General features: G+C 41.1%; 14 protein-coding genes and 1 pseudogene. 9 read left to right on the top strand and 6 right to left on the bottom strand.

What is annotated here, in order from left to right:
* Window positions 1–205: 205 nt before the first annotated feature.
* The 3 genes from rpaB (at window position 206) to AC5JL8_RS37970 (ending at window position 2,846) form a co-directional block, all read left to right on the top strand.
* Window positions 206–934 (top strand): response regulator transcription factor RpaB, encoded by a 729-nt coding sequence (gene rpaB / locus AC5JL8_RS37980; RefSeq protein WP_495884843.1) that lies wholly within the window; start codon window positions 206–208, stop codon window positions 932–934.
* Between the two features lie 127 nt (window positions 935–1,061).
* Window positions 1,062–1,562 (top strand): hypothetical protein, encoded by a 501-nt coding sequence (locus AC5JL8_RS37975; RefSeq protein WP_495884842.1) that lies wholly within the window; start codon window positions 1,062–1,064, stop codon window positions 1,560–1,562.
* 273 nt (window positions 1,563–1,835) lie between these two features.
* A complete protein-coding gene (locus AC5JL8_RS37970) occupies window positions 1,836–2,846 on the top strand; it encodes a WD40 repeat domain-containing protein (RefSeq protein ID WP_495884841.1) in 1,011 nt (336 codons plus the stop codon).
* Between the two features lie 294 nt (window positions 2,847–3,140).
* Here AC5JL8_RS37970 and AC5JL8_RS37965 read toward each other — a convergent pair whose 3' ends face one another.
* Window positions 3,141–3,725, bottom strand: a complete 585-nt coding sequence (locus AC5JL8_RS37965; RefSeq protein ID WP_495884840.1) for a protein-S-isoprenylcysteine O-methyltransferase — start codon at window positions 3,723–3,725, stop codon at window positions 3,141–3,143.
* 402 nt (window positions 3,726–4,127) lie between these two features.
* On the opposite strand from AC5JL8_RS37965, the gene AC5JL8_RS37960 reads away from it, so the two are divergent.
* From AC5JL8_RS37960 to AC5JL8_RS37945, 4 genes are all read left to right on the top strand, one after another.
* Entirely contained in the window at window positions 4,128–4,628 is a 501-nt protein-coding gene (locus AC5JL8_RS37960) for a helix-turn-helix domain-containing protein (RefSeq protein WP_495884839.1), read from the top strand.
* An 8-nt stretch (window positions 4,629–4,636) separates the two neighbouring features.
* On the top strand, window positions 4,637–5,116 hold the full coding sequence (locus tag AC5JL8_RS37955; RefSeq protein WP_495884844.1) for an IS630 family transposase: 480 nt from the start codon (window positions 4,637–4,639) through the stop codon (window positions 5,114–5,116).
* Between the two features lie 152 nt (window positions 5,117–5,268).
* A complete protein-coding gene (locus AC5JL8_RS37950; RefSeq protein ID WP_495884838.1) occupies window positions 5,269–5,415 on the top strand; it encodes a hypothetical protein in 147 nt (48 codons plus the stop codon).
* A 229-nt stretch (window positions 5,416–5,644) separates the two neighbouring features.
* Entirely contained in the window at window positions 5,645–5,812 is a 168-nt protein-coding gene (locus AC5JL8_RS37945) for a hypothetical protein (protein WP_495884837.1), read from the top strand.
* Here AC5JL8_RS37945 and AC5JL8_RS37940 read toward each other — a convergent pair.
* From AC5JL8_RS37940 to AC5JL8_RS37925, 4 genes are all read right to left on the bottom strand, one after another.
* Entirely contained in the window at window positions 5,809–6,975 is a 1,167-nt protein-coding gene (locus tag AC5JL8_RS37940; RefSeq protein ID WP_495884836.1) for a DNA cytosine methyltransferase, read from the bottom strand. The two genes, AC5JL8_RS37945 and AC5JL8_RS37940, sit on opposite strands and share 4 nt — an antisense overlap.
* Window positions 6,972–7,145: a hypothetical protein gene (locus tag AC5JL8_RS37935; RefSeq protein ID WP_495884835.1), complete on the bottom strand. Its 174-nt coding sequence runs from the start codon at window positions 7,143–7,145 to the stop codon at window positions 6,972–6,974. The genes AC5JL8_RS37940 and AC5JL8_RS37935 overlap by 4 nt, the downstream gene beginning before the upstream one ends.
* On the bottom strand, window positions 7,142–7,507 hold the full coding sequence (locus AC5JL8_RS37930) for a four helix bundle protein (protein ID WP_495884834.1): 366 nt from the start codon (window positions 7,505–7,507) through the stop codon (window positions 7,142–7,144). Before AC5JL8_RS37930 ends, AC5JL8_RS37935 begins: the two co-directional genes overlap by 4 nt.
* Before the next feature lie 103 nt (window positions 7,508–7,610).
* Window positions 7,611–7,991 carry a hypothetical protein gene (locus tag AC5JL8_RS37925; protein ID WP_495884833.1) on the bottom strand — a complete coding sequence of 127 codons (381 nt, stop codon included), beginning with the start codon at window positions 7,989–7,991 and terminating at the stop codon, window positions 7,611–7,613.
* Between the two features lie 406 nt (window positions 7,992–8,397).
* Here AC5JL8_RS37925 and AC5JL8_RS37920 point away from each other — a divergent pair, with 406 nt between their 5' ends.
* Complete coding sequence (locus AC5JL8_RS37920) at window positions 8,398–8,733, top strand: DUF4870 domain-containing protein (protein WP_495884832.1); 336 nt, start codon at window positions 8,398–8,400, stop codon at window positions 8,731–8,733.
* 226 nt (window positions 8,734–8,959) lie between these two features.
* Window positions 8,960–11,815 carry a two-partner secretion domain-containing protein gene (locus tag AC5JL8_RS37915; protein WP_495884831.1) on the top strand — a complete coding sequence of 952 codons (2,856 nt, stop codon included), beginning with the start codon at window positions 8,960–8,962 and terminating at the stop codon, window positions 11,813–11,815.
* A 187-nt stretch (window positions 11,816–12,002) separates the two neighbouring features.
* Here AC5JL8_RS37915 and AC5JL8_RS37910 read toward each other — a convergent pair.
* Window positions 12,003–12,482, bottom strand: a pseudogene (locus tag AC5JL8_RS37910) (bifunctional DNA primase/helicase); the annotation flags it as partial.

Raw genomic sequence — 12,482 nt, 5'->3', positions numbered from 1 at the left:
AGAGCTATGAAGCTTATACAGCAAGCACTTTAGCTCTCTTGTCGCCCCTTGAAGCGCGCTCACTTACTGCTGGCAAAATAAAAGCGATGTGTAAGTGACAAGCCGCTTTTTGGCATGAGCAGGAATAAAATTATGTTGCAGTAACATTTCAACAGTGACTTGCTCGAATATCATAATTTTCTATCTGCACATAAGTATTGAAACCGTGGAAAGCCATAAACAAAAAATCTTGGTGGTAGACGACGAAGCAAGCATTCGCCGGATTTTGGAAACGCGGCTTTCCATGATTGGCTACGATGTGGTCACCTCTTGCGATGGTGAAGAAGCATTAGTAGTGTTTCGTTCTTCTTCGCCTGACTTAATCGTTTTGGATGTGATGATGCCAAAACTGGATGGCTATGGTGTGTGCCAAGAATTACGTAAAGTATCGGATGTGCCGATTATTATGCTTACAGCCCTGGCAGATGTAGCAGACCGAATCACAGGGCTGGAATTAGGCGCTGATGATTACATATCTAAACCATTCTCTCCCAAGGAACTAGAGGCGCGAATACGCTGTGTATTGCGGCGACGGGCAAGTTCTTCAAGTGCTGCTAGTGTTCCTAGTTCAGGAGTAATTCAAGTAGACAATCTCAAAATTTACACGAACAGGCGACAAGTTTACAAAGGTGATGAGCGGATACGATTAACGGGCGTAGAGTATGGCTTGCTAGAGTTACTTGTGAGCAACTCAGGCAAACCCTTTTCTCGTGGAGAAATGTTGCAGCAAGTATGGGGTTACGGTACAGAACAACACGCAGATAGCCGTGTGGTGGATGTGCATATCTCAAGGTTGCGCTCGAAGTTAGAAGATGACCCCGACAATCCAGAATTTATCCTGACAGCTAGAGGAAGTGGCTATCTTTTTCAAAGAATTATTCAAATTGAGCATTAACGGTGAGAGGGTGCAAATGTCGCACATCTTGACAACCAGAAATAGAGAACCGCGCCCGACCCATAACGTTTGAGAGTACTGTTTGCACTTGAGTAGAACAACAAATCTCTGGAGGGGAATAAACTGCATGAGCCAGACAGATGGAAATTACCAAAATGGAGGAACATCAGCTTTTAACAGACTCGAACAGCTTGAGGCAATGCTGACAACCCATGCCCAAATGCTGAATCAGTTGGTTCCATTGATGGCACAGGTTGCACAGATAGCTACCACCACATCAGAAACAGTCAATCGGCACGATCAAGCGCTGACTCGTATTGAAGAACAAACTTTTATTAACGCAGTACAACAGCAGGTAAACACAAACGCGATCGCAGATTTATCTATCGCAATTAACCAATTGGCAGTAAACCAAACAGAACTTCAAGCACTTATTCAGAATAATAGCGAGGCACTCGCCCAAGTGACGGCGAAAATTGACAAATTAGCCCAAAGGCAAGAAAACTTTCAACTACAACTGGAGGAAAGCGTCAGCAGGGTAATAAAAACTATTGATCACACAATTGACAGCACGGAAGAACTAGTTAGGCGATTGTTAGAACAAAGCAGTAATGAACGCAGCGCTTGATTTGACCAGTACGATAAGACGTTAATTTTGAATTGTTTAACTCCTTTGCTTGGCTAATGAAAAAATTGTAAAAATCATTGTCGCAATAATTATTACCGTATATGTAGCATGGTCAGTTTATGAATACCATTGATGTAGTGGTTTTATTCCCGCGAAAATTGGGATAACATGTACCACTAAATTGTGCTGTGTTATTAATTATATGAAACGGCTCATCGGCGGTGTGTCACAGCACTACTGAAAGCCTGCAACCGAAATCCAATAAACCAAGTTATGAAAGATGAATTTTTCTCTTATGGGTTAGACAACAAAGCTTCCTCACCTTGGCTCAAGCTATCTGAAGATGATAGAAAAAAATATTTATCGCCATTAAAACTCTCTAAAGTTTTGCGCTTGCATAAAGTAGTTAATTCAGCTACCACAATCACAAAGATTGCTATTGATGAATCCCAAGGAATTCTTGCTTGTTCATCAAGAGATGGAATGGTAAGTATTTGGCATCTTTTATCTGGTGAGGTGATCTCATCCTACTCTCATGAGAGTCATGGTTGTTCAGTTGTAATTGGAGAGAAGGGTGATGTAATCAGTGCAGGCTCAGATAACAAAATAAAAATCTGGAATTATTTATCTAATCAGCTTTTACGAACTTTTGAGACACCAGATAATGTAGGATGTTTGGCATTCAATCTAAAAGCTAATTACTTGGCTGCGGGGATAAATTACTCAAATAAAGTAATTGTATGGAATTTGAAAACATTTAAACAAATTGCTGAAATTAGTGATGAAAGATTCTGGGAATTTGAGCTATTAGCATTTAATGATACTGGAGAACGGTTGTATGCACGATTCGGACTTGGAGAAAATCGAGTCTGGGAAATGCCTTCTACAAAGCTGATTAGAGCTTTCTGTGATAGTCATTATGGAGAATGGAGCTACTGTTCAATTGACAACAGAGGAAGGGTTCTAGCTACTGCATCAGATCGAGATAACGAAGTATATCTATGGGATACGATCAGTGGCAAAAGAGTACAAGTAATTGAAGCTTCCCCAATATCGGATGGCGGCCCATTTGACCCCAACGTTCTTTTAAATCATAACGGTAGTATTCTTATTACTGCTACACTAAACGGAAATATCAGAATCTCGTGTACTCAAAGCAAAGAACTTTTGCAAGAATTTCCCGGTGCTCACGAAGCAGAAATAAGCTCATTAGCTATAAGTAATAGATATTTGGTATCTGGAGATCATGATGGGAATATCAAACTTTGGGAATTTAGTGTCTAATGAGAATTAGAGCAAAATTAGGCTCAAATAAAGCCCAAGCTGGCGAAATTCGCCGCGTCACTAGTTAGCGACGAAACCAACCGCGCACGATAAAACTCATGCTGCTTTTGAGTAGTGAAGCGGATTTAAATGGGGCGTTCCCAAGGTTCGCTGTACTGTCGATATCACAGACGCTTGAGAACTTCAATTAACGGTTTAGGCTCAACAGGACAAAACGAGTCAGGTATGAAAATGTAGAAGATTTAGTGAGGACAGTTTTACGATATTGAGAACTGGGTTGAACTGTTTGAGGAATTAGAACAGGTAGGGGATTAATCGTTTTGTGCGTTGCTTGTAAGCTTCATACTCATCACCAAAAGTATCCAGTAGCATCTGTTCCTCTTGTCCAACTCGTGTTGCATAAGCAATACTAAAGCCAATGAATCCTGATAGACCTGCAATAAAGTTGGACAGCAAAAGTGCTTGTGCAATACATAATAACAGGACAGAGGCGTACATTGGATGACGAATGTTTTGATAGACACCATTGGTGGATAGAGTATGCCCTTCTCGAATTTGTAGCGTTGATGACCAATTTTGCCCTAAGTCATGATGACTACGCCAAAACAACCATAGAGAGAGCGCAACAATCATCATACCTAATCCATTTGCCCAGATTGGTAATCGATAGTTAGCAAAGTTTAGCCAAGGAGATAAAGTATAAATTAAAGGCACAAACAGTATGCCAATTAATAGCAGAAGGCGCACTAATTTTTCCTGAAGAGGTTTTCTCTGCTCAACAATGATGTTCTGTTTTTGGATTTGTTGATAAGGAATTCTAACCAGCAGCCAAAAGACTATCCCTACTACAAAAATGCTTTTTGAGACAAATGGATTCATCACTTGCTCCTTGAGGTTACAAAACACTGAGTGATTAGTTACTTAAAATCATATTTAACTATCTGTCTGTTACTTTAACAAAGCTTATAAATTAGCTTAATTATTTGTCTTTTAAGAGATTGCTTAATCATTAAACCCAACCGCCCACCCCTCGCCCCCACAAGACATTCCACCGTCAGCCTGATCCCACCGCCGCCAACCCCGGCACCAACCGTTTCATGTCAACTGTGTTGTGGATGTACGTTCTTCCCCTCGCGCTTGGAGTAGAAAGTGGTATGGAACAGCAATTGACAAACTTTGTAATTCCATAAATGTTAAATATATTTCTCATACCAAGTTGCAGTCAGATGTAGTAGGATAAAAAAGTGATGGTGAAAAAGAAGTGAAGCTTTACGGGTATATATGGCTCAAGTGACACAAGCGTTTCCTCATCTAGATTTAGAAACGGTAAAGCAGAAAGTAAAGACGGCATTATCTTATTGGGAAAGACAAAAATGGTCAGTGATATATAATGCGCTGGCCGACCCAAGAACAGCGGCGGAGATAGCTTTACACGTTGGAGTATCTAAAGGATTTGTCAGAAAAGTAATTCAGCAATACAACCGTCAAGGAGAAGCCGGGTTATCAACGCCCCTTAAAGGAGGTAGACATAATTGCTATCTAAGCTGGGAGCAAGAAAAAGAACTGATAGATTCCTTTAAAGAAAAGGCGCGTCATGGTCAGATAGCAACCGCAATGCAAATTAAACTGGCCTATGAAAAAGAATGCGGTTTTCCTGTTCATAAGACCACAATTTATCGACTATTAGAACGGCATCAATGGCGCAAAATTTTCCCCAGACCAACTCATCCCAAAAAAGACCCAAATGCTGTTGATGAATTTAAAAAAACTTTCCACAGTTAGTAGAACAAATTAATCAAACAAGAAACCCATCTGATACTAGACCTGTAGTATTAATGGCAGGAGATGAAGGCAGATTTGGCCGGATTGGGGAGGTTCGAGCTTGTTGGTGTCCACAAGGGATACGCCCAACTGTACCAAAGCAGCAGGTCAGACAACACATTTATGCTTACGCCGCAGTTGCACCTCAATTAGGAAAGATGACCTGCCTAGTTCTGCCTTATGCTAATACTAAAATGATGAATTTATTCTTGTCACAGATTTCTCAAGAATTTGCCGACTATTTTGTAATTTTACAGTTAGATAAAGCCTCTTGGCATCGTTCTAATGCTTTAAAAGTTCCGGAAAATATTCGGTTAATTTTTCAACCCGCTCATAGTCCAGAATTAATGCCTGTTGAACACATCTGGGAAGATATTCGAGAAAAACATTTTTATAATCAAGTCTTTCCTACTTTAGATCAAGTTGAGGAGGTTCTGTGCCAGGGCTAGTTGAGCTTTGTTCTGATAGCGATCGCCTGCGTTCTTTAACTTTTTTTCCTCATCTCAGGATGCTACCTCTGAACGCAACTTAGTATCAAACTGCATTAGGTAACACATCTGGGAATAAAAATTGGATTCCTCCTAATCAAGAATAAGCAACGTTGGCATTATTAGAAATTGCTCAAATTGGGCAAAAGGAAACTATTCTTTTACTATGTGCAGAATTACAAAGTGCAAAATGCCATCGGGTATCTGTTGCAAATCAATTACATGAACTTACAGGCATTGCGGTCAAACATTTAGAATAACTTCACTTCCGAGCGACCGCTCGTTTATACTCGGACTTTTCAACGAATAAACCTTTTTTTACGCTTTATATACGCGAAAAAAAACTTAATTTAACTAATCCCATGTCCTCACTACAAACTTAACACTATAGCTATGATAATCTCCTCGATCAACAGCCATTATAGGAAATCAAACGACTCTTCTTATTGAGCGACAGTTTATAATATTACATAAAGATGATTAGAAAAAATGGTTAAGCCTAAAAATGTGTATCGCGGACACTCAATGGAAAAAGTTGGTCACGGTAAAAGAGCGGTATTTAAAACAACTATCAACGAAAAAGAATGGTCTGCCGTGACTGAATTAGAGGTAAAAACAGCAATTGATGCTTGGATTGATGAAGGAGTAGAGCCTTAGCTATTGCCTACATAGCTATAACTTTGTGCCGACATGAATAATTGGCTTGCAAAACTGGGAGGGACAGAATAGCCGATAATTGACCCCGCCGTAGCAGTCTCGTTGGGAAACTCATACCAATCAGGAAAACCCTGTAACTTCGCCGCTCCCGCAATTGACAAGGATTTGACCGTACCATCGGGCAACCAGATATCAGCGAACTTACTACGGTTGCAACCTTTGTGATCTGTGAAATGCGACCGCAGAATGGTATTGCAAGGTAAATGTCCAGGTTTATATTTGGACTGTGTACGTCCCCCAACTCTTTCTATTAACAGTGGTGTGGGCGCATTCCTGGCTAAAAATTTTTCCAAAGCTTGCTGCTGTTTAGGTAGTAGTTGAGAGCCAGGCATCGTAGGGATTAGATGAGCGATTGCCTCATGCCAACCGATAGGGTCAGATGTAGGTGGTAATGAGATAGTCAAATCCCGGCAAGCAATCAAGACTAACCGCCGACGCGCCTGGGGTAATCCGAATTTATCCATGCTGACTACGCTGTAATTGACCGAGTACCCCTCTTGCTCCAAAGCTGACAGGATAATACTGAAACTCTGACTGTTCTGATAACGCGGCACATTCTCTAGCGTGAACACCCGTGGCTGCAACTGTCGGATAGCTTCTGTTACAGCGATTGCAGCACTCAGATCGTCAGCCGTTTCGCCGCCCTTACCCGCTTTAGCTGTGTGGGCAAGGCTTACGTTGGCGCATACTGGGGAGGCATGGAGGTAATCGGGGCGGGGAAAACCAATAAATCCTGACTGCGCTACTTCTTGCACTGTTAGTTGGATTATTTTACAGCCATACTCGCTAAAGTTGTAGTGATGGGTTTTGGCGATCGCCCTGCTTAAGTCTGGTTTGCTTGGGTCAAACTCCACCGCGATAACTGGACGAATACCAGCCTGTACCATCCCAGCTTCAATCCCGCCACCACCCGCGAAAAGTACTACAGCGATCGGGGCATCATCTGGAAGAACTGGTTTTAATTTTGTGTTATCAAAATTTTTGCAGACATCCAATTTTTGTGATGGCTTTTTGGTTTTCGCTTTTTCGATAAAAGCGATAATATCTTCCCTAGTTGCCCCAAGGTGTTTTAGTGTGCGAATCATGGGGACTGTTTTAGTCATGCAGCCACCTCCATGACCAAATCATCCGGTACTTCAAAAATCCCCAACCGCCCAATGTAGGGAATCGGTCTAATCTCGCGTGGATTCTCCAGTTTCCAGTGGTACTGCCCAGGCATCCCCCAACCAAAACAATTCGCAATTCGCAATTCGCAATTCGCAATTAATTTCATTGCTTGATTTTCTCTTTAACTTTTCGAGTAGACGCAACTAAGATTTTTCCAATTTCTCTAGTTTCTTGAAGTAAGGATTCAAACTTAGTTTTATCAACCAATTCTGCCTCGATTAATATTTCTAACCAATATTCAGTTTCTCTTTCTTCCTTAAGCGCAATTTCTAATTTGCTCAGAAAGTCCTTATCAGATTGGGCGGATTGAGCTTCTTTAACGTTTGCACCTATAGAAGTACCACTTCGGAGTAACTGTTTTGATAATGTTCGACAAACTCCGGGTTTTTCATCTAAAAAAGTACAAGCTTTAACTATTCTTATTGCCAAAGCTTTCGTTCTATCGGCAATACTAAGTTGTTGATTCATTTCTTTTACTCCTAGTTAATAATTGCGAATTGCGAATTGCGAATTGCGAATTGTTTATTGCCCAAGGTTGACGCACAGATATTGCTTTCATAGCAGTGCCTTCTTAAAATGCCAACAATTGAACATAAGCATCCAACGCTGCAAGTGCCGGATGTGGATATATTTGAGACTTCAGCCCATTGCAGATTGTAGCGATAGTTCCTTGAGCGGAGAAAGTGAAATTGATATTACTCTGACGGTCACAACAGCGATATAAAACTGTTAGAAGAACAAAATTCAACTGTCTGAGAATTACATCTTCAGCCGCATGAAGCCGCCAAGTAAGGTTTTCTGAAGTAACCGAGCGCCAAGGATTGCCAAAAGAACATTTTTCAACTTCGGGCAGCACTTTTACTTTAAACCTGTAATCCCGGTCAGTAGTAGAGCATTCATCAGGGGCGAGAGCCGCCCATTGTTGTAGAAGCTTTTGGTATGTTGCGCTCATGTTGTCAATCCTCAAAATGTTGAGCTATGTGCTTGCGTTGTTTCTGTTCTTCCTTCAGCCATTGTCGTGCGATCGCCTTGGGGTCAATCTCATGACCATTTTTTGAATTGATTTAACTTTTCGCTTCCGTCCTGTGCGATCACAGTGACATCTATGGTTTTATAAACTTTTGTAAACGTTTGGAATTTCTACGAAAAATCTGAGTTTTGAATTGATGTCATAGTACATGGATATGTATAACTTCTATGAGGAGAAGACTTTTGTAAAGTTTAATGGCGTTATTTAATACGTTTTAGTTAAGGCTGCTGGGTCTATACTTTCAAATCCAATTTAATACTCAAAGATTTATAGATTTTTCAAAATATTTTTATTTTTAAAATACCTCGCTAATAAAAATAATAATCACATGGAAGACCTAACGCAACGCAAAATTTTATCTGCTCTAAGTCATGGAGCAATCTTTTTTAGCTCTACAATAATTTCGATTGGAATACCAATTGCAATTTTGTTAATTAGTGAAGATGTAGTAGTTAAAGAAAATGCTAAAGAAGCTTTAAATTTTTACGTAACATTTTACATGTATATAATTATATCTATGCTTTTATTTATTATAATTATTGGTCTTCCTCTGTTAATTGTGCTGCTAATAGTTAGTTTGATTATGCCAATTATTGCTATTGCCAAGGTTTTAAGCCAGCCGAATGTGCCGTACCGCTACCCATTAATTTTTCATTTATTTTAGCAATAAAAAAATTAACCTAACTGGCTGTAACGTTATTGAAATTGTTAGTCATACGCAAGAAAATTTTCATGCTACAAACTAATAATACGATAGAGTTTACTGATGCTATCTTAAAAGATTACCAAGTTTTTCGCAAACACAAATTATATTTAATTGTTAAGTATTAAATAGCTATTAACATAATTTGTGATTGACTAAACTTTATTGCTATTTATGGAGTGTTGCAATGTCTGGTTGCAGATTAACTCGTTGGGGCAGCGCCTTGGGTATTGCAATGTGTGCCAGCATTTCTGGTGCGAATTGTGCGCTCGCTCAAATTAGCTCGGATGGCACTTTGCCTATTAACTCTAACGTTAATAAACAAGGTGATACCTTTAACATTACTGGAGGAACACCAGCTGGCGCTAACTTGTTCCACAGCTTTAAGGGGTTCTCTGTCCCTGCTGGCAATACTGCTTTTTTTGACAATAATACAGCTATTCAAAACATTATTAGTAGAATCACAGGTGGGTCAGTTTCTAACATTAATGGCTTACTGAAAGCTAATGGTAATGCTAATCTATTTCTAATCAATCCAAATGGGATTGTTTTTGGTCAAAATGCTCAATTAAATATTGGTGGTTCTTTTGTTGCGACTACAGCGTCGGCAATCTCTTTTGGGAATCAAGGTTTTTTCAGTGCCTCCAATTTGGAAAGTTCTCCATCTCTGTTGACGGTCAACCCAACTGCATTCCTATTTAATCAAATTCAAACTGCATCTATCCAAAATAACTCAGTTGCTAGCTCCGGTTTAAACTCATCTTCGGAGTTTACTGCTACGGGTTTGCGCGTACCAGATGGCAAGAGCTTGCTGTTGGTAGGTGGTGATATCAATATGGATGGTGGAAGTCTGTATGCTTTTGGTGGGAGAGTCGAGTTAGGTGGGTTAAAAGGTGCGGGAACAATTGGGTTAAATTTATACGGTAATAATTTAAGTTTGAATTTTCCCAGTAGTGTAGAAAGAAGTGATATTTTCCTAAGCAGAGGCGCTCGTGTATATGTGGATGCAGGTGATTTGACAATTAAAACTAATACTCTGCTAATCAAAGATGGAGCACAGGTAAGTGTTAGTACAGATGGTGCGGGCAAGGGTGGAAATATAAGCGTTGATGCCCAAGATGTGCAAATTATTGGAAGCGATGATAATGGGTTTAGTGCCTTGTTTGCTCACGCACAAGGACGCTCAACAGGGGATGCAGGTGATTTGACAATTAAAACTAATACTTTGCTAATCAAAGATGGGGCATGGGTAAATGTTAATACATATGGTGCGGGCAATGGTGGAAATATAAGCGTTGATGCCCAAGATGTGCAAATTATTGACGCTGGCTTATCTGCTAACGCATATGGCTCAGGAGATGCGGGTGGTTTGACAATTAAAACTAATACTCTGCTAATCAAAGATGGAGCACAGGTAAGTGTTAGTACAGATGGTGCGGGCAAGGGTGGAAATTTAACTGTTGATGCCCAAGATGTGCAAGTTATTGGAATAGACTTTGATGCTTGGCCTAGCAGTGGCTTGTCTGCTAACGCATATGGCTCAGGGGATGCAGGTGATTTGACAATTAAAACTAATACTCTGCTAATCAAAGATGGGGCACGGGTAGATGCTAGTACATATGGTGCGGGCAAGGGTGGAAATTTAACTGTTGATGCCCAAGATGTGCAAATTATTGGAAGCAGTGATGTTGGGTTTATCATTACCAGTGGCTTGTTTGCTAACGCACAAGGAGGCTCAACAGGGGATGCGGGTGATTTGACAATTAAAACTAATACTCTGGTAATCAAAGATGGGGGATGGGTAGGTGCTGGTACATATGGTGCGGGCAAGGGTGGAAATTTAACTGTTGATGCCCAAGATGTGCAAATTATTGGGACAAGCGCTAAAGGTCAGTTTTCTAGTGGCTTGTTTGCTGACGCACAAACAAATAATTCATGGTTAGCTGACGTACAAATAAATTTAACAGGGGATGGGGATGCGGGTGATTTGACAATTAAAACTAATACTCTGTTAATCAAAGATGGGGCACGGGTAGATGCTAGTACATATGGTGCGGGCAAGGGTGGAAATTTAACTGTTGATGCCCAAGATGTGCAAATTATTGGAAGCAGTGATGTTGGGTTTATCATTACCAGTGGCTTGTTTGCTAACGCACAAGGAGGCTCAACAGGGGATGCGGGTGATTTGACAATTAAAACTAATACTCTGCTAATCAAAGATGGGGCACAGATGACTGTGAGTAATCAAGGCCCAGGAAATGCTGGGAAAATACTAGCTGAGGTTCTTGACATCCGTTTAGACAATCAAGGAAAACTCACCGCTGAATCGGTATCAGGTAAAGGTGGAGATATTCAACTAATTGCAGGAAAGCTACTTCTGATGCGTCGTAATAGTTTAATATCTGCAACTAGTGGCGTTGCTAGCAATAATGGATTCGACGGCAATATAAACGTCGATACCAAATTCTTAGTAACTGTCCCTTTAGAAAATAGTGATATTGTTGCAACTGGTTTTGGACGAAGCCCTGGTAGTAACATTCAGATTAATGCTGAGGGTATTTTTGGCAGTCAATTTCGGAAACAGCAAACCTCAGAAAGTGACATTGTTGCAACCGGACGTGTCACATTAAATACCCCAGATATTGATCCTAACAACGGTTTAGATGATTTACCAACAATAGTTGTAGACCCTGAAGTAGTACAAATCTGCGATACTCCTGGTTATGCTCAAAGCAGTTTTATTATCACCGGACGCGGTGGTTTACCTTCCAATCCTACGAAGGATGTTGCGGCTCCTGATGGAGTAGAAGTAGGTTGGGTATCACTCAAGCCCAGAGGCGATGCCAAAGACGGGCTACGCCTACGCAACAGTTCATCGGTTATTACTAAGCCAATTAGCAATATGCCAGAACGCATTGTAGAAGCAAGCGGCTGGTCGGTGAATAAGAAGGGAGAAGTGGTACTCACAGCTAATGTGTCTAACACCCGCCGTAGTTCATGGCAAAACGCCATAGCTTGCAATATTCCTCACGCTCACAAGTAAAAACGCACAATAGCGCTCCCCCAGATCAAGAACAGCTTACCTCAACAAATAACGCGCACACTCTTGGTGCTATTTCCTTAGCCTTAAGGGGGAATGACATTGATAAACAAACTAGTTGAATTGTTATACCAGTCTGAGTGCGATTGCATCTTTGACAAGAGCGCGATCGCCTTGCCAACCCAACAAATTATTCCATCCACTGCACCCAATCGGGAGCATCTGCAACCAACTGGCCAAATTTAAGAGGCTCAACCTCATCAAACTCCAACATCACCCCCCAACGCTCATCACTCGTTAGGGTACTGAGGAATTCTTTAACCGATTCCACACCATACTCCACCCTTTGAATCACTAACCCAGCATAATATTTAACTCTTCCCCACCACAGATCACTCTGGTTCTCATCGCCGTCCATACCCCCCTGATTATTACTTCCATCTTCATTAGCAGGGGGGTTGGACGGAGCAGAATTAGGCATGGGGGCAAGGGTGCAGGGGTGCAGAGGGGAGGATTTGAGCAAGTTTGCTCCCCTGCTCCTCTGCTCCTCCGCTCCCCTGCTTCCATACATAGTCTGCATTTTAGCTGCATAAGCCGCCTGATGTTCTTGTTCTGCCTGCCGCCTTCTCTCCCTCTCCTCCCGCTGCCGTTGCCGATAATCCAATACCTT

This window comes from Mojavia sp. (assembly GCF_059505145.1).
This window is presented reverse-complemented; position numbering and strand designations above follow the sequence as displayed.

Bases quoted from the DNA above. Each gene is read 5' to 3' on its own strand.
- AC5JL8_RS37975 (WP_495884842.1), top strand. From the start codon at position 1,062: ATGAGCCAGACAGATGGAAATTACCAAAATGGAGGAACATCAGCTTTT.
- AC5JL8_RS37970 (WP_495884841.1), top strand. From the start codon at position 1,836: ATGAAAGATGAATTTTTCTCTTATGGGTTAGACAACAAAGCTTCCTCA.
- AC5JL8_RS37965 (WP_495884840.1), bottom strand. From the start codon at position 3,725: ATGAATCCATTTGTCTCAAAAAGCATTTTTGTAGTAGGGATAGTCTTT.
- AC5JL8_RS37960 (WP_495884839.1), top strand. From the start codon at position 4,128: ATGGCTCAAGTGACACAAGCGTTTCCTCATCTAGATTTAGAAACGGTA.
- AC5JL8_RS37945 (WP_495884837.1), top strand. From the start codon at position 5,645: ATGGTTAAGCCTAAAAATGTGTATCGCGGACACTCAATGGAAAAAGTT.
- AC5JL8_RS37940 (WP_495884836.1), bottom strand. From the start codon at position 6,975: ATGACTAAAACAGTCCCCATGATTCGCACACTAAAACACCTTGGGGCA.
- AC5JL8_RS37935 (WP_495884835.1), bottom strand. From the start codon at position 7,145: ATGAAATTAATTGCGAATTGCGAATTGCGAATTGCGAATTGTTTTGGT.
- AC5JL8_RS37930 (WP_495884834.1), bottom strand. From the start codon at position 7,507: ATGAATCAACAACTTAGTATTGCCGATAGAACGAAAGCTTTGGCAATA.
- AC5JL8_RS37925 (WP_495884833.1), bottom strand. From the start codon at position 7,991: ATGAGCGCAACATACCAAAAGCTTCTACAACAATGGGCGGCTCTCGCC.
- AC5JL8_RS37920 (WP_495884832.1), top strand. From the start codon at position 8,398: ATGGAAGACCTAACGCAACGCAAAATTTTATCTGCTCTAAGTCATGGA.
- AC5JL8_RS37915 (WP_495884831.1), top strand. From the start codon at position 8,960: ATGTCTGGTTGCAGATTAACTCGTTGGGGCAGCGCCTTGGGTATTGCA.